Raw genomic sequence first — 17,151 nt, 5'->3', positions numbered from 1 at the left:
GCTTATTCGTCTCCGTAACCTAGACTACGCAAAGCGCGTTCGTCGTCAGCCCAACCAGATTTAACTTTAACCCACATCTCTAAGAACACTTTGTTATCAAACAAACGCTCCATATCTAGGCGGGCTTCTTTACCGATGGTTTTTAACTTATCGCCTTTACTGCCAATAATCATGCGCTTTTGGCTAGGGCGTTCTACCAAAATAAGTGCGTTAATTTGGTAAACACCGTTTTCTTGCATTTTGAACTGCTCAATTTCTACGGTGGTAGAATATGGCAGTTCTTGGCCAGTAAATCGCATCAACTTTTCACGTACTATTTCTGCCGCCATAAAGCGTGAAGAACGGTCGGTAATGTAATCTTCTGGGAAGAAGTGCACGTTCTCTGGCAAGGTTTGCTGTGCCCACTCACGCAGCTGTTCAACATTTTTTCCCTGCTTAGCAGAAATAGGCAGAATATGAGAAAAGTCGAATTTCTCCTGCATCATTTGCATGTGCGGAAACAGCTCTTCTTTTTCTTGCACGTTATCCACTTTGTTAATTGCCAAAACAACTGGCACTTTTAAGTGGCGCAACTTGCCTAAAACCAACTCATCATCGGGGTTCCACTTGGTCCCTTCAACCACAAAGATCACCATCGAAACATCGCCCAGCGAACTGGTAGCAGCTCGGTTCATTAAGCGGTTAATTGCCCGCTGCTCTTCAATGTGTAATCCCGGCGTATCAACAAAAATTGTTTGATAAATATCATCGGTATCAATGCCCAAAATACGGTGGCGCGTAGTTTGTGGCTTTTTAGATGTAATGCTTACCTTTTGGCCTAAAAGAGCATTCAGTAAGGTCGATTTACCCACATTTGGACGACCAACAATGGCTACAAAGCCACAACGGGTATCATAGTTCATACTAAACGCTCCAATACCAGTTCAGCCGCCACTTGCTCGGCCTTGCGGCGACTAGTGCTAATCCCAATAACCGGCTTCTCCAAACCTTCTACTGAGCAGCTTACGGTAAATTGCTGATTATGAGCTTCGCCTTTAATTTCAACGACTTGATAATCAGGTAAGGCTTGCTTTCTCGACTGCAGTATTTCTTGCAATCTAGTTTTAGGATCTTTCTGGCTAAGGCCCGGCTCTATAGTATTTAAGCGATCTTTATACCAACGCAAAAGCATTTCTTTGGCGCTATCGTTACCGCTATCTAAATATACTGCGCCGATAATAGCTTCTACTGCATCGGCCAAAATTGACTCCCGGCGAAAACCACCGCTTTTCAGTTCACCAGGACCAAGCTTAATATACTCGCCTAATTCAAAACTGCGCGCTAACTCAGCTAGGGTTTTCCCCTTTACTAAGGTTGAGCGCATAGGGCTTAAATCGCCTTCCGACACATCAGGAAAGCGGTGATACAGTTCGTCGGCAATTACCCAACTAAGCACTGCATCCCCTAAAAACTCAAGACGCTCGTTATGTACGCCACCAGCACTACGGTGAGTAAGTGCTAGGTGCAATAAACTGTCATCTTTAAATGTATACCCTATAGCACGCTGCAAGCGTTCTGGGTTTGAGCTAATCATCATCTACCTACTTGATCGCGCCAATGCGATTAAATCGAACACCTGTGGGTATCCATCCCGGTAATACTGAATCTTCAGCACGCTCAAATTCAAAGCTAATCCATATTGCTACCGCTTTGCCCACTAAGTGGTCGTCTGATACAAAACCCCAGTAGCGACTATCGGTACTGTTATCGCGGTTGTCACCGAAGGCTAAATAGTGGCCTTCTGGTACAATCCACTCATCTTTAGCCGTGCCCGGCTGTTGATAAAAGTATTGCACACGATCTGGTGCTGCAGGATTTATCAAAATCTCGTGCTCAACTTCTGCTAGGCTCTCTCGATAATTCTCTAGAGCCATTGGACCTTGCTTAAAACGCCCCGAAACTTCAAAATCCAAGGGTACAGGTTTTAGCTCAGGGCAAGGTTTAGCTTCACACTTAGGTTGAATAAACAGCTGCTTACCACGATATATCACTCTGTCGCCAGGCAGGCCAACAATGCGCTTAATGTAATCAATACGGGTATCTTGAGGGTACTTGAATACCGCAATATCACCACGTTCAGGCGAACCAGTTTCAACAATAGTGCTACGAGTAACAGGATCTTTTAAGCCGTAAGCAAACTTTTCAACCAAGATAAAGTCACCCACTAACAGTGTCGGCATCATCGAGCCAGAAGGAATTTGGAAAGGCTCGTAAATAAATGAACGCAGCACCATCACAATCGCAATAACCGGAAACACCGAGCGACCATTCTCAATCCAGCTTGGCGGTGTGGTTATCTTTTCTTCTGCATCGTTAGGTAACTCGCCACCTGCAGCGGTGCGAGCATCTTGCAATTTAAGTTCGCGCTGCTTTTCCCAGTGAAACTTATCTAAGGCCCAAATAATGCCCGTAACAAACGTAGCAATTACCAGAATTAGCGGAAATATTGTGGCCATGTTAATCCTTACCAATATGAAGTACGGCTAAAAACGCTTCTTGAGGCACTTCCACGTTGCCTACTTGCTTCATACGTTTTTTACCTTCTTTCTGCTTCGCTAGCAGCTTCTTCTTACGACTTACGTCACCGCCATAACACTTGGCAATTACGTTTTTACGAAGTTGTTTAACCGTAGAACGAGCAATAATGTGCATACCAATAGATGCTTGAATCGCGATATCAAACATTTGGCGCGGAATAAGCTCTTTCATTTTATCAACTACCTGACGCCCACGAGATTCAGAGTGATCTTTGTGAGTAATCAAGGCTAGCGCATCAACCCTATCGCCGTTAATCATGATATCTACACGCACCATGTTAGCAGCATTAAAGTACTTGAAGTTGTAATCCAAAGACGCATAGCCACGGCTGGTAGACTTAAGTTTATCGAAGAAATCCAACACGACTTCAGCCATAGGTATTTCGTAAGTTAAGGCAACTTGCTTACCGTGGTAAGCCATGTTCTTTTGGATGCCGCGCTTTTCTACACACAGGGTGATTACATTCCCTAAGTATTCTTGAGGAACCAGAATATTTACTTCGGCAATGGGCTCGCGAATCTCTGCAATATTGTTAGTAGGTGGTAACTTAGCTGGGCTATCTACATAGATAACTTCGCCTTTGTTCATCTCTACTTCGTAAATTACGGTTGGCGCTGTAGTGATTAAATCAAGATCGTATTCACGCTCTAAACGCTCTTGAATGATTTCCATGTGCAACATGCCTAAGAAACCACAACGGAAACCAAAACCTAGAGCGGTAGAGTTTTCTGGCTCATAAAATAACGAAGAATCGTTAAGGCTTAACTTAGCTAGCGCATCACGGAAGTTTTCATACTCATCAGAACTGGTAGGAAACAAACCCGCATATACCTGGGGCTTTACTTTTTTAAATCCAGGCAAGGCTTCGGTAGAACCATTTTTTTGGGTAGTTAAGGTATCACCAACAGGTGCGCCCAAAATCTCTTTAATACCGGCGATTACGTAACCTACTTCACCGGTTTTTAATACTCCGGTATTGGTTTGTTTAGGGGTAAAAATACCCACTTCGTTAATCACATGTGCTTGGCCAGTAGACATTACTGTCATGCGCTCGCCTGCTCTTAACTCACCGCTTTTAATACGTACCAGTGATACAACGCCTTGGTAGTTATCGAACCATGAATCAATAATTAGCGCCTGTAGCGGAGCTGTATCATCACCTTCAGGTGGTGGTACGTCACGTACAATGGTTTCTAATACATCTTCAATACCTAGGCCTGTTTTAGCTGAACAAACCGTTGCATCGGTGGCATCAATGCCTACGATATCTTCAATTTCTTCCGCTACGCGGTCTGGATCTGCCTGTGGTAAATCAATTTTGTTCAGCACTGGAATAACTTCTAAGTCCATTTCCATAGCGGTATAACAGTTCGCTAAGGTTTGGGCTTCTACGCCTTGCGCAGCGTCAACAACCAGTAAAGCACCTTCACACGCCGCCAGTGAACGAGATACTTCATAAGTGAAGTCTACGTGTCCTGGGGTATCAATAAAGTTAAGCTGGTAGGTTTCACCGTCTTTGGCGGTGTAATCCAAGGTTACACTTTGTGCTTTAATGGTAATTCCGCGTTCGCGCTCTAAGTCCATAGAGTCAAGAACCTGCGCTTCCATTTCGCGCGCGCTCAATCCACCACAGTGTTGAATCAGGCGATCAGACAAGGTCGATTTGCCATGGTCGATATGGGCAATAATCGAAAAGTTGCGAATATTCTTATTTATCAAGAGCTTACCTATAAAAAGTCATCTGTACGCGAATTAAGATTCGCTTTTCTTAAAAATGCAGCAATCGCGCATTATATCGTTGACGCGGATACTACCACAATCCACTCAGAACCAAAAAAAATGCAGGCTTAAATTAGTAATTGTTTTGTATTCCCTAAAATCAAAAAACGCCCATTACAGGGCGTTTTCTAAAAGAAGTTTATTGCTTAGTATGCATTTGGGGGCGATATCGTGGCTGCCGAGCAAAGTAACGAGTAAAGCCACGAACCAATAAAAAGCCTAAGGCTAAACCTAGTAAGGTGCAGATGGCAATAGCCCATTCACCAGCAAAGCCTTGCATAGTGATAAATTTACCGAGTGCTGCGCCTATAATCAGCATGGCAATGGGAACAAGATAAACAAGCAATGCACTTTGCAGCATGTTTTTGGCGTTCAAGGCTAACTCTATCTGGTCCCCCACCTCAACCGTTTCAGTAAGCTTTACCCGAAGCTGATGAATCCGAGTAGGAAAGGCTTTAGCTATGGCACTATTTCCGCAATTGTCTGCACTGGCGCAACTGCCACATGCACTTTTACTTACGCACTCAACTTTTGCGTAACCGTCACTTACCTCAACAACCTTGGCTGTTTCAATGATTAATGCGGAATTACTGGGCCGGCTCAATGGGCTTCTCGAAGTAAGGACCAATGGTTACTGAATCGGCCATTTTTGAGGCGGTTTCTGGTGGAATTTCACCAACAACAGTGATTTCAATACCTTTACGTACAACGGTATGTAAGCTGGTCGCACCTTGGCGAACCAGTTGTTCACGTAAGGGGTTAGTCTTGCCAACGGCATTGGCATAAACCGAAATATCAAACAGGCCATCGCTAAGTTTAATGTAATCAACCGATTCTGATATAGCCGCCAAGGAATGCTGCTCTTTTTGAGCAACTTTCATCCCTTTGGGTGACCAACCCAAGCGCCAATTAATTTGGTGCTCTTGTTTATCTACCGACTCTTTACCCATTACGGTGCTTGGCAACTCTAAGCTGGCCAATTCTGTCATCCATTCACTGGGCTTTTCATATTCAGCCAACGTCACAGCCATATGCTGTTCGATCAACTCACCTGTTTGATCAACCACATCTAAACGCAAGGGTAAGTGAGATGCGTAATCAATCCATAGGTATAAACCGTACAAATCGGAAGACTTAGGCACTATGCGCATCACCTGTGCGGGTCGACCGGCAACGCGGCTTTTACCTGCAATCACTAAGTCAAAATTGCTTTGTAAATCTTCCAGTTTTACTGCCGCTAAATTGCCAAACATGCCGGGTAAACGACTTGAGGCCAAACTGTAAGGTGATTGCCCTGGTTCAAAAAAGGCTACGGTACCTTCACGGTATACCGCTTCATTAGCAGGGCCGTTTAAGTACACGCGGTGGGCAACTTCTACCCCATTAACCACTCCGTGAATTAAGCGCACTGGCTCGATGTGCCCTTGGCGAACCACAATATAAGAGAGCTCATACTGACGCTGATGAAAAGCCTGTTGGTAATCGTGTAATAAACTCACCGCAGGGCTGGTTTGGCTAACTGAGGTAGCCGAGGCATCAGAGGTGGTTACGGGGGACTCTGCTGAAACAGAAAAAGATGCCAGTAATAAGATTACTGGCATCGAGATAGTCTTTAAGCGCATAGGCTAATTATTTACTCTACAATTCGTTGCTGGAAGCGATGGTCCTGTAAGTAGGCGCTAATACGCTTACGCTGTTCCATAATTTCAGCTTCACTTAGCTCACGAGGCTGAGGGTTAGACTGTAAGCTAACTGGTGCTACAGCTCCACCTACCGGTACTGTGCTAAATACGGGTAAAGGTTGGTCAGCATCGTTGGCTTGATATGAATATTGCTGAACACCAATAATAGCGGCTACCGCTACCGATGCAGCAATTGCATATTGCCCAGCATATTTGAAGAATCGAACAACACGTACTGACGATTCTTTTTGTTCGGCCGCCTGAGGTTTAGGGGCTACAATCGCTGGCTCTTGCTCCAAGGCAGCGGCTACACCACTAGCAATATCAATATCGATTTGCTTGGGGGTTTCTCCGCGAAGTACATCACCAATTAAATGATAATTACTCCACTGCTCTGCATGCTCCGGCTCATTGGCTAACAGATCTAACAGTGCTGCGTCGGTTAATTCGTTATCAACCAGTGCGGATAACTGTTCTTTATTTGCCATATTAGTCATCAATCCCCAAAGTTACCTACTTAAAAGCGGTTGTATTCGCTTTTCAATTGCATCCCTTGCTCGGAAAATCCGTGATCTCACGGTCCCGACAGGACAATCCATTACATTGGCAATCTCTTCGTAGCTTAAACCATCTATCTCTCGAAGAGTAATTGCAGTGCGCAAATCATCAGGTAGTCCTTCCATTGTAGCAAAAACTACCTCTTTTATTTCTTCGGATAACAACAAAGTTTCTGGAGTGTCCGCTTCTTTCAAAGCATCTGCGCCATCATAGAACTCTGCTTCATCAGCATCCACATCATTTGCAGGCGGTCTACGACCTTGAGCAACAATGTGGTTTTTAGCAGTATTTACTGCAATTCGGTATAACCATGTATAAAACGCACTTTCTCCTCGAAAGTTTGGTAGTGCACGGTAAGCCTTAATAAACGCATCTTGCGTTACATCGGCCACATCCCCGTGATTCACAATATAGCGTGATATAAGGTTTGCTACCTTATGCTGATACTTTTGTACCAACAAATTAAATGCCGCCTTATCGCCACGTTGCGTTCTTTCGACCAACGTTTGATCTGTCCACTGTTCTGACATTTGTAACTACCGTCCTCCTAATGCTTGAGATTCGGTAGCTTTTTTGGCGGCACATCTCTTCAGACTGCTTGTTTTCAAAAAAGTTCTCTTCCAACCAAATAAAATTTTTGCGCCTCTGTGAGACACTGCAAACTTGCGTAAGTTTCAGTTAAACTAGCTTATACTCCAATTTTTCTTTTAACTACGTATAAGAGCGCATCTAATGGAATACACTAGCGATGTTCTAATAATAGGCGGTGGCGCTGCAGGCTTAACTATGGCCTTAAACTTAGCTGATTATGCCAAAGTCCACGTACTGAGCAAAGGACCTCTCAAAGAAGGTTCTACTTATTATGCTCAAGGAGGCATCGCTGCTGTATTTGATAAGAATGACAGCGTAGAAGAACATGTCAATGACACCTTGATCGCGGGTGATGGCTTATGTGACGAAGATGCGGTTAAATTTACCGCAGAAAACAGCAAGCAATGTATTGACTGGCTAATTAATCTAGGCGTTCCTTTTGACCAAGAAACCGCCACCAATGGCGAGGCCAAGTACCACCTAACCCGTGAAGGTGGACACAGCCGCCGCCGTATTTTGCATGCCGCCGATGCCACCGGTAAAGCGGTACAAAAAACCTTAGTACGTGCGGTATTAAGCCACCCTAACATTACTTTGCTAGAGCGTTTCAACGCCGTTGATTTAATCACCGAAACTGACAACGAGCAGAAAAAAGTGGTTGGCGCGTATGTTTGGAACCGCAATAAAGAGCGAGTAGAGGTAGTTAAAGCCAAGTTTGTGGCAATGGCCACTGGCGGCGCAAGTAAGGTTTACCAATACACCAGTAACCCAGACGTAAGTAGCGGCGATGGCATTGCCATGGCATGGCGTGCGGGCTGCCGGGTAGGCAATATGGAATTTAACCAGTTCCACCCAACCTGTTTATTTCACCCAGAAGCGCGAAACTTTTTGCTTACCGAAGCACTGCGCGGCGAAGGTGCGTTACTAAAACGCCCTGATGGCAGCCGCTTTATGCCAGACTTTGACTCTCGTGAAGAGCTAGCTCCCCGAGATGTAGTAGCACGCGCTATCGATTATGAAATGAAACGACTAGGTGCAGATTGTGTCTACTTAGACATTAGTCACCGCGATGATGAGTTTATTGAGCTGCATTTCCCTACTATCTTAAAGCGCTGTTTGGAGCTGGGGATCGACATCCGCAAACAAGCTATTCCGGTGGTTCCTGCAGCTCACTACACCTGTGGTGGAGTAGTCACCAACCTACAAGGCGAAACCGACTTAGCCAACTTATACGCCATTGGTGAAGTGGCCTACACTGGCCTGCATGGCGCTAACCGCATGGCCAGCAACTCGCTGTTGGAATGTGTGGTATTCGCCCACGCGGCTAGTGAGCACATCAAGCAGCACTTAAACGAAGTACAGCTATGTAACAGCATTCAGCCTTGGGATGACAGCCAAGTAAGTGACTCTGACGAAGAGGTCATCATTAACCACAACTGGCATGAACTGCGCTTATTTATGTGGGACTACGTAGGCATTGTTCGCACCAACAAACGCCTGCAGCGAGCAATGCGCCGCATTCACTTACTGCAGCAAGAAATTTTTGAGTATTACTCAAACTTTAAAGTGGGTAATAACTTGTTGGAGCTGCGTAATTTGCTGCAAGTAGCAGAATTAATTGTTGGCTGTGCGATGCGCCGTCATGAGAGCCGCGGCCTTCATTACAACTTAGATTACCCAGATAAGTTGGATAAGATCAAACCAACCATTCTCGACCCCAATACCTTCTATCAAGAAGAAGATAGCGAAAGGTAATTAAAAAAGGCTTACATAGGTAAGCCTTTTTTGTAGCCATAAGTTTGCTTAGTTAAAGGCTTGCTTCCGCCTTAGGGAAATTAATTACAAAGCATAATTTGCGATAAATGTGCTCTGGCAAGCTGTCGGCAAAAATCAGTTTACATTTAGGTACATCTTGCTCAAATACAATCACCAGACAACAGCCAAATGCGACTCGAGAATAGTTTGACCATGTGCATTCAAGCTGTTCATCTTGTTGTTCAAAAACCATTTTGTCAGGGCTGAAGTAGCCACTAGGCTGATAATGCCACCAATGAGAGACAAGCACGGCACTGGTTAAAATACAAAAAACTATAAGCGGTATTAACTGAGGAAAGAGGCTTAAAACCAAGCCTTGGAACAGCACACTCGCAGCTATCAAGTACAAGTAGCTGCGCGAGCGATGAGCCGAAAAGTTACACTTTGACACGCTTAAGGATATGCTCAACCATGGCCGCTAAAGGTGCATCTTCACATTCTTTATGGCCCATAAACCAAGCGAATAAATCAGGATCGTCACAAGCAAGCAAGCGTTTAAAGGTAAGCTTTTGCTCGTCGCTTAGTTCATCGTAGGCTTCATCAACAAAGGGCATAAACAAAACATCTAGCTCTAACATCCCACGACGACAAGCCCATTTTAAACGTGATTTATTTTCCTGCATGTTGTTCCTTGTAGACATGAGTTACACTGGTCAGCATCAACTTATTTCGACTAAAAGCCTTATAAGTAGTGCTGTAAAAGTATTGACGAAGATACCATTTCAACAACAAAATTACACCCTTATAAGCTTGACTTAGCTCTCAACGGAAGCCGACTATGTCTCAACAAACTTTATGTACTCTTCCTCCATTATTGGTTCAACCTTTGGATCAGTGGCACCTAGTTAGAGTAAGTGGCGAAGACGCCCAAAGTTATTTACAAGGCCAACTTAGCTGCGATGTAAATAGCCTATTACCAGGCCAACAAAGCTTGGCTGCTCACTGTGATCCTACTGGAAAAATGTGGTCGGTATTACGTCTACTGCGCTTGGAGCAAGACTACCTTTACTTGCAACCAGCATCTTTAGCAGAGTCGCAATTAAAAGAACTAAAAAAGTATGCGGTGTTTTCGAAGGTAAATATCGAAACCGAATCCACGCTACATACAGTAGCGGTAATGGGAGCCGAAGCGCCTCACTATATTGCTGAGCAATTTGGTGAAGAAATTGCCAGCCATGGCGGCCTAATTGAGCAAGGTATTTGTGTACATATTGATGGCCCGAAACGCCGCTACTTGGTGATCACAGAAGATAACAATTGGGGGGCAGATGCTCCTAACAGTGATCTTGATGCCAATGAGCTTTGGCGTGCCCTGCAGATTGTTTCTGGTTTACCCACCATTGAACAGGCAACTCAGCAGCAATTTATTCCTCAAGCGCTTAACTTGCAGCATTTAAACGCCTTAAGCTTTTCTAAAGGCTGTTATACCGGCCAAGAAACCATTGCTCGAGCCAAGTATCGCGGCGCAAATAAACGCGCTTCGTTACGTTTAGCGGGTCACGGTGCTACTTTGCCTAAAGCTGGAGATAGACTAGAACAGCAAATGGGTGACAACTGGCGCGGCAAAGGTACAGTATTGCAAGCAGTTCAGTTAGAACCGGGTTACGTAGAGCTATTGGCAGTGCTAAACAACGATACCGATGCAGAAGCTAAGTTTCGCTTAGCAGGCGATGAGCAAAGCTTGTATACCATCGCTCAACTACCCTACAGCTTAGTAGACTAAACTAGTATTAAGCGCCTGAAGAGATTGCCTAACCATGGAATTACACAAACTTATTGATTCGCCCTGTATTAGGCAATGCACCCTTGACGGTGATGATGTTTGTGTTGGCTGCTTTCGTCACCTAGATGAAATTTGCGCTTGGAGTGGTTCTGACAATGCATCTCGAAAAGCGATTTTGCGGCGCTGCGAACAACGACGCAAATTGGCGCCGCAATGGCAATTTAATCACAGTATTGTTAAGCGCTAGAAAGCCAAACTATAAATACAAAAAAGCCGCAGAACATAGCTCTGCGGCTTTTATTTAACTATCTAAGATTTAACCAAAATCGCCATTCACGTAACCGCGAGTTCGCTCATCCACTGGCGCATTAAATACTTGCTCGGTATCGCCATGCTCAACCAACTCGCCCATCCAAAAGAAGGCGGTTTTATCTGAAATACGCTTAGCTTGAGCCATTGAGTGCGTCACAATCACAATAGTGAACTTTTTGCGCAACTCGTCCATCAACTCTTCAATCTTGTGAGTAGCAATAGGATCTAAAGCACTGGTTGGCTCATCCATCAAAATCACGTCTGGTTGAATCGCAATAGTGCGCGCAATACACAAGCGCTGTTGTTGTCCACCAGATAAACCAAATGCAGGGCTATTTAAGCGGTCACTTACTTCATCCCATAAAGCTGCACTGCGTAGCGCTGTCTCTACCGTTTCATCTAGAATTTTTTTATTGCGAATACCTTGGGCTTTCAAGCCGTAGGCTACATTTTCATAAATGCTCATTGGGAAAGGGTTCGCTTTTTGGAATACCATGCCCACCTTCATCCGAAGCGCTGCTACATTGCGGTCTTGATAAATGTCTTTGCCTTCGAGCTTTACGTCACCTTTAATGGTTACGTTCTCAATTAAATCGTTCATACGATTTAACGTTCGCAACAAAGTAGATTTACCACAGCCAGAAGGGCCAATTAACGCGGTAACTTTCTTTTCAGGGATCGGTAAGTTAATCCCTTTCAGGGCGTGAGTGTCACCGTAATGTAGGTCTAGTTGGTTAACGTCAAACTTATTCATATCAATCTCTTAGTAAGAAGCTTTGTTGAATCGGCTAGCGATCAGCTTAGTTGTTAGGTTAATAAGCAGTACTAAAACAATCAGTACTGTTGCAGTTGCATAAGCCTGATTCCATTCATGAACAGTGAACAATTCTTGAGTTAATTTGTATAAATGAACCGTTAAAGTTCGACCTGAATCCATCACTGATTCAGGGATGCGAGTAACCATACCCGCGGTTAAGAATACCGGAGCAGATTCACCAATAATTCGACCAGTACTTAAGATAACTGCGGTAACAATGCCTGGCATTGCCGACGGTAGTACTACACGCCAAATTGTGTAAATACGTGAGCTTCCCAAACCATAAGACGCTTCGCGATAAGCTTGAGGCACCGCAATTAACGCTTCTTCGGTGGTACGAATAATCACTGGCAAAATCAAAATAGCTAGAGTTAAGGCGCCCGACAAAATAGAGAAACCCAAACCTAAAGTAACCACAAAGAAGGTCATACCAAACAAACCGTAAATGATCGACGGTATGCCCGCTAACGACTCAGTACAGAAGCGAATAACCTTAACTAATTTACTACCTGGCTTTGCATATTCGGTCAGGTATAAAGCGGTCATAATGCCAATAGGTGCGGCAATTGCGATAGACAATCCAACCATGTAAATGGTTGAAACAATCATCGAGAAAATACCCGAAGTTTTGCCAACGGTTGTATAAGCAGAGCTAACAAACTCCCAGCTAACATGGCTTAAACCGTTGCTTAAAATATGCCAAAGCATCCATACCAAGAATAAAATGGTCATGCCGGCTCCGCCCCAAATTAGGCTAAGCGCAATTCTGTCTTCAATACGGCGGCGCATTACTTCACCCTCTTACGGTTTAATACCACTAAGCTGGTATTCAAAATCATCACAAATACCAATAAAACAATACCCGTTGAATACAAAGAGCTAGCGTGAATGCCAGTAGCATACGACATCTCTAATGCAATGTTGGCGGTAAGCGAACGGGCTGAATCTAACAATGAACCAGGCATAGCCGTTGAGTTACCCATAACCATAATAATTGCCATGGTCTCCCCAACTGCGCGAGCCACACCCAGCACTACGCCTGCCAAAATCCCCGAGCGAGCTGCTGGCAACATCACCTTAAAAATGGTGAACATAGGTGAAGCACCCAATGCGTATGAGCCTTCTTTATAGGTACGAGGAATAGCGCGAATAGACGTTTCTGCAATAGTGATTACGGTAGGTAAAATCATCACCGCCAAAACAATGATGGCAGCTAACAAAGTACTACCAGCAGGAACATTAAACGTTGATTCAATTGCCGGAACAATAATAACCAAACCAAAGAAACCATATACTACCGACGGAATGCCAGCTAGCAGCTCAACGGCAGGGCGAATGATATTTGCCAACCATTTCGGCGCAACTTCAGCTAAGAATATTGCCGTTAGTAAGGCTACTGGCACGCCAATAACTACCGCACCTAAGGCCGATACCACCGACGCAACAATCATCGCGCCAATGCCATATAAAGCTGGCGGATACCAATCTACACCAAGTAAGAAGTTGGTTAATCCAGCAAACTGAATGGCCGGTAAGCCCTCAAGCACTAAGAAGTAGCCAATAGTCGCTACCGATAGCACACCAATCAGAGCGCTCAGCAAAAACAGCAAGTTAAAGAAACGACCAACCCAGTCGACCTTTTGGGAAGACTGGCTAAGCGCTTCTAATAGCGCAGAATTTTTCAACTCAAATTCTTGAGTTGGAGCAGCAATCGTTTGATTCATTTTAAAATTATTCCAAAATCAACGTACAACAAAGAGGCATTAAACAATGCCTCTTTTCTTCGTTCCAAATGGGAAGCTTAATTAACTTCGATGTAGCCTTCTTCAGCAACAATCGCTTGACCATCAGTACCCATAATGAAATCTAGGAACTGTTGAGCTTCAGGAGCAGGCTGGTTGTTCACCAACAATACGAATGGACGCGCAATACCGTAAGAGCCAGATTTGATGTTGTCTTTAGTCGCTGCGGCACCTTCAATAGATACAGCTGCTAAAGAGTCATCAACCGAACCCAAAGAGATGAAGCCAATAGCGTAAGGGTTGTTAGCCACTAAAGTTTTAATTGCACCATTACCACTAGCAACCTGTGCACGTGGAGAGATAGCCGTAACAGTTACATCGTTGATTTTACGAGTTAGACCCATAATGTCTTCAAATGCACCACGAGTACCCGAACCTACTTCGCGAGTAACTGCAACGATAGGTTGGTCAGCACCACCTACTTCTTTCCAGTTATTAATCTCACCCATGTAGATTTTTTTAACCTGCTCAATGCTTAAATCTTTTATTTCATTAGCATTGTTTACAGCTACTGCAATGCCGTCCATTGCCATAACAATTTCTTGAGTTACTTCATTCTTTTCAGAATCTTTAACATCACGAGAAGACATACCAATCATGCTAGTGCCTTCTTTAGCAGCTCGAATACCTGCAGAAGAACCAGTACTTTGAACTTCAACAACGTCATGCTGAGTTGCTTGGTATTTTTCAGCTAATACTTCCATGATTCCTGATACCGAAGTAGAACCAGAAACGGTAACAGTGTTACTTGCAAACGCGCTAGTAGCAAACAACATAGAAGCAGCACTTAATGCCGTGATTAACTTGGTTTTCATAACATTTCTCTTTGCAATTAAAAATAACAATCAATTTGTCTAAGTCGGAATGCATTGAAACAATCAAATATGACAGATAGATTACAAAAAGAATTAATAGGAGATTTTTTGGGTTTATTCTGGAGTTTTTATTTGGATTTTATATTTAAATCGGTTTTTATGACTAAAATTTAACAAAGAAAAGGGCGAACACAGCATTAGCAGTTCGCCCTAAGTATTAAGACCCGCGCCAGCTGCGCACCCTTCCGGTATCTAAGTGGATAAAACCACTAGCAGGGTAATAGCCCACACCACCTAGTTTTAAATCAAGCGCATGTTGGTGAACCTTAGCTAGAGATTGCCCCTTAACTCGCAGATCCACAGCTTGTCCGGTCATATGAAAGCTTTTTCTGGCAACCCCACCACCATTTTTACGCAACATCTCATTGGTTGCTGGTGAACGATAGCCAGAAATAATGTCAAAATGCACCTTTCCGCCCAAGCGATCTTGCAGCAAGGCCATTTGCATATATAAGGCCTTATCCATTTCGGTGGCTTCATTACGTCTAAAATCACGTAACAATTGGTCCAACTGCCCTACTTCCTTGTCTTGAAACTCACCACTTTTCCAAAAACACACCTCACAGCTTTCGTTGGTATGTAAATTGGTCATGCTTAGAAAACGCTCTCCTGGCAATTCCCTCGCAATACTAGAACTCGCATAGCTTTTTGGTATTCCAAGACCGACTAACCCAGCGCCTAACCCTAACAACAACGACCGCCGTTTTATATTTCGGTCTAACATCAACACTCACTCCAAATGGATCAAAAAACAACCAATTCGGAGAAAAATACCGACAAACAGCCTAAAAAGCAAACAAAGCTCTAGGTCTTAGTAATACAATTTGGAAAAGGATCGTTTACAGATACCAGCTAGTAGTTTGTTTAAACTAGATTTTCTAGCTCGCTAAAAAAGAATCAACAGAGGCAAAATTATAAATATCTTTTCGATAATGTAGCCCACCACTACCATCAAACCACGAAGTAAAATACACCAAGTAAACCGGTACTTTTTGTTTCAATGGAACCCATTTAGGCTCACCTTTAGCAATCAAACGCTGTTTATACTGTTCGCTATAACCCGCCTGTTTGAGCAAAGTCTCTGCTAGGTAATCAGCCGCCTCAACCCGCACGCAGCCGGAGCTAAAAGCCCGCTGTTGTTCAGAGAACAATTCCGGTGAAGAAGTATCATGTAAATAAACCGCAAACTGATTGTCAAAATGAAACTTGTAAGCACCTAGTGCGTTACCAGGCCCTGGGCGCTGGCGCATACGATAAGGAAAAGAGCCAGTGTCTTTAACTCGTGTCCAATCAATTTGCTCACTGGGCACGGCTTGTCCCTGATAGTCAAACAACTCAAAACGTTGCTGGTCAACGTAACCAGGGTCACGACGCAGTTTGGGGATAATGTCTTTACGAACAATGGTTCTTGGCACGTTCCAATAAGGGTTTATCACCACACTACTTATTTCACTCACCAATAAAGGCGTAGCTCGTGAAGCTCTGCCAACTACCACTTTAGATTGGAAGACCTCGCTGTCTTTATCTAGATAAGTCATCTGATAAGCTGGCACATTAACCATAATACGCTGCTGATTAGAACTGAGCATAAAGCGCTCGAGTAACTGCTTACGCAGTAAATTTCTGGCCAACATTTTAGAGCGATTCACTGGCTTAAAATTTAGCCAATACAGGGTATCGCTCCCTACTATGCCATCAGCCTTTAAACCATGCTGCGTTTGGAAACGCTTTAACGCAATTACAGTGTCTGCGTCCATAGTATCTAATTGCAAATCAACAAACTGATTAGCGATATCAAACTCAGCAAGGCGCTGGCGAATTAGGGGCACCCGCCAATCGCGGCTGTTTAAACTAATCAGCGGTCCACTTGCAATATTCACTTGTTGTTTTCGCTGCTGTTGCACATTTAACCAATGCAAAATCTGCTGACGATAACGCAAACGCTCAATGTTAAGTTCACCGCGCATACTACTTAACTGCTGATACAAATCTGCTCGGCTTAAGTGAGCCAACCACGGTTCATCAATTAGTATCACCAGGGGCGTAGCTGTAATGTTGTTTAAGGCCATACTTTGGGCATAATCTAAACGCATTAACTGCTGGCAAAAAGCCATTAAGCCCAAAAAGGCATCGGTATATAAGGCTTCCCACTGTGGGTTATCGTTGTTTATCGCATTTATTTGCGCCAGCCAATCACTTAACTGTTTTGGCCCCCCCGCTAAACTAAATTCCAACAACATCCACTGCAGTTGGTCGCGAGTATTTCTCGCCTGAGGGTAGCCATACCAAAGTGAATCGGGATGAAAATATTGAATGGATTGTTGAAGATCTGGATAACGAACTTGGTAGTCTTCTGCCTTAAGTACCAAGGCTGACTCTCTACCGGCTTGAACTGGCCAACTTAAGCGACTTAATAAGCGCTCTCCTACACCTAATTCACTATTTGGAGAAGTATCTAAACCCTTAATAGCCGATTGCGAATTGTCAGTATCAAGATGAGTTTGATTGGCTTGTTTAAACACATTACTGGCTTGCTCGTTAGGCCCAAGCAAGCTTACCGCTGCATGAAGATGCAAACTAAAACAACTTACAAAAATGCCCAACAACAACCTGCTCACTG

18 protein-coding genes are annotated in these 17,151 nt (G+C 44.0%); 3 read left to right on the top strand and 15 right to left on the bottom strand.

From position 1 onward, the window contains the following. Window positions 1-2: 2 nt before the first annotated feature. From era to rpoE, 8 genes are all read right to left on the bottom strand, one after another. The gene (gene era / locus OV592_RS06675) at window positions 3-902 is read right to left on the bottom strand and encodes a GTPase Era (protein WP_406610858.1); all 900 of its coding nucleotides are present in this window, start codon (window positions 900-902) and stop codon (window positions 3-5) included. Continuing rightward, on the bottom strand, window positions 899-1,573 hold the full coding sequence (gene rnc, locus OV592_RS06670; protein WP_338626417.1) for a ribonuclease III: 675 nt from the start codon (window positions 1,571-1,573) through the stop codon (window positions 899-901). The genes era and rnc overlap by 4 nt, the downstream gene beginning before the upstream one ends. 7 nt (window positions 1,574-1,580) lie before the next feature. Further along, the gene (gene lepB / locus OV592_RS06665; RefSeq protein WP_338625035.1) at window positions 1,581-2,495 is read right to left on the bottom strand and encodes a signal peptidase I; all 915 of its coding nucleotides are present in this window, start codon (window positions 2,493-2,495) and stop codon (window positions 1,581-1,583) included. Window position 2,496: 1 nt separating this feature from the next. Further along, complete coding sequence (lepA, locus tag OV592_RS06660) at window positions 2,497-4,296, bottom strand: translation elongation factor 4 (RefSeq protein WP_016402856.1); 1,800 nt, start codon at window positions 4,294-4,296, stop codon at window positions 2,497-2,499. A 199-nt stretch (window positions 4,297-4,495) separates the two neighbouring features. Continuing rightward, window positions 4,496-4,960: a SoxR reducing system RseC family protein gene (locus tag OV592_RS06655; RefSeq protein WP_406610857.1), complete on the bottom strand. Its 465-nt coding sequence runs from the start codon at window positions 4,958-4,960 to the stop codon at window positions 4,496-4,498. Further along, a complete protein-coding gene (locus OV592_RS06650; RefSeq protein WP_406610856.1) occupies window positions 4,944-5,957 on the bottom strand; it encodes a MucB/RseB C-terminal domain-containing protein in 1,014 nt (337 codons plus the stop codon). Before OV592_RS06650 ends, OV592_RS06655 begins: the two co-directional genes overlap by 17 nt. Window positions 5,958-5,989: 32 nt before the next feature. Further along, a complete protein-coding gene (locus tag OV592_RS06645; protein ID WP_016402859.1) occupies window positions 5,990-6,526 on the bottom strand; it encodes a sigma-E factor negative regulatory protein in 537 nt (178 codons plus the stop codon). A 21-nt stretch (window positions 6,527-6,547) separates the two neighbouring features. Beyond that, on the bottom strand, window positions 6,548-7,126 hold the full coding sequence (gene rpoE, locus OV592_RS06640) for an RNA polymerase sigma factor RpoE (RefSeq protein WP_016402860.1): 579 nt from the start codon (window positions 7,124-7,126) through the stop codon (window positions 6,548-6,550). 202 nt (window positions 7,127-7,328) lie between these two features. Here rpoE and nadB point away from each other — a divergent pair, with 202 nt between their 5' ends. After that, the gene (gene nadB / locus OV592_RS06635) at window positions 7,329-8,942 is read left to right on the top strand and encodes an L-aspartate oxidase (protein WP_406610855.1); all 1,614 of its coding nucleotides are present in this window, start codon (window positions 7,329-7,331) and stop codon (window positions 8,940-8,942) included. A gap of 437 nt (window positions 8,943-9,379) precedes the next feature. Here nadB and OV592_RS06630 read toward each other — a convergent pair whose 3' ends face one another. Continuing rightward, a complete protein-coding gene (locus tag OV592_RS06630; protein WP_016402863.1) occupies window positions 9,380-9,625 on the bottom strand; it encodes a succinate dehydrogenase assembly factor 2 in 246 nt (81 codons plus the stop codon). Window positions 9,626-9,780: 155 nt separating this feature from the next. On the opposite strand from OV592_RS06630, the gene ygfZ reads away from it, so the two are divergent. Both ygfZ and OV592_RS06620 read left to right on the top strand, forming a co-directional pair. After that, the gene (gene ygfZ, locus OV592_RS06625; RefSeq protein ID WP_016402864.1) at window positions 9,781-10,725 is read left to right on the top strand and encodes a tRNA-modifying protein YgfZ; all 945 of its coding nucleotides are present in this window, start codon (window positions 9,781-9,783) and stop codon (window positions 10,723-10,725) included. A gap of 34 nt (window positions 10,726-10,759) precedes the next feature. Beyond that, entirely contained in the window at window positions 10,760-10,972 is a 213-nt protein-coding gene (locus OV592_RS06620; protein ID WP_406610854.1) for a DUF1289 domain-containing protein, read from the top strand. 69 nt (window positions 10,973-11,041) lie between these two features. Here the strand turns inward: OV592_RS06620 and pstB are convergent, their stop codons facing one another. From pstB to OV592_RS06590, 6 genes are all read right to left on the bottom strand, one after another. Continuing rightward, on the bottom strand, window positions 11,042-11,791 hold the full coding sequence (pstB, locus tag OV592_RS06615; protein ID WP_220718543.1) for a phosphate ABC transporter ATP-binding protein PstB: 750 nt from the start codon (window positions 11,789-11,791) through the stop codon (window positions 11,042-11,044). Between the two features lie 9 nt (window positions 11,792-11,800). Continuing rightward, window positions 11,801-12,643: a phosphate ABC transporter permease PstA gene (gene pstA / locus OV592_RS06610; RefSeq protein WP_406610853.1), complete on the bottom strand. Its 843-nt coding sequence runs from the start codon at window positions 12,641-12,643 to the stop codon at window positions 11,801-11,803. After that, on the bottom strand, window positions 12,643-13,578 hold the full coding sequence (gene pstC, locus OV592_RS06605; protein ID WP_016402868.1) for a phosphate ABC transporter permease subunit PstC: 936 nt from the start codon (window positions 13,576-13,578) through the stop codon (window positions 12,643-12,645). Before pstC ends, pstA begins: the two co-directional genes overlap by 1 nt. Before the next feature lie 77 nt (window positions 13,579-13,655). Further along, on the bottom strand, window positions 13,656-14,471 hold the full coding sequence (locus OV592_RS06600) for a phosphate ABC transporter substrate-binding protein (RefSeq protein WP_152781665.1): 816 nt from the start codon (window positions 14,469-14,471) through the stop codon (window positions 13,656-13,658). A gap of 217 nt (window positions 14,472-14,688) precedes the next feature. Beyond that, window positions 14,689-15,147 carry a DUF882 domain-containing protein gene (locus OV592_RS06595; protein ID WP_256471421.1) on the bottom strand — a complete coding sequence of 153 codons (459 nt, stop codon included), beginning with the start codon at window positions 15,145-15,147 and terminating at the stop codon, window positions 14,689-14,691. A gap of 262 nt (window positions 15,148-15,409) precedes the next feature. Further along, window positions 15,410-17,149, bottom strand: a complete 1,740-nt coding sequence (locus OV592_RS06590; protein ID WP_406610852.1) for a murein L,D-transpeptidase — start codon at window positions 17,147-17,149, stop codon at window positions 15,410-15,412. Window positions 17,150-17,151: the final 2 nt, after the last annotated feature.

Source organism: Agarivorans sp. JK6 (assembly GCF_045277145.1).
In the GTDB taxonomy this organism is placed as follows: Bacteria; Pseudomonadota; Gammaproteobacteria; order Enterobacterales; family Celerinatantimonadaceae; genus Agarivorans; species Agarivorans albus.
The sequence above is the reverse complement of the archived record's forward strand: the minus strand, read 5'-3'. Positions and strand labels throughout refer to the sequence as shown.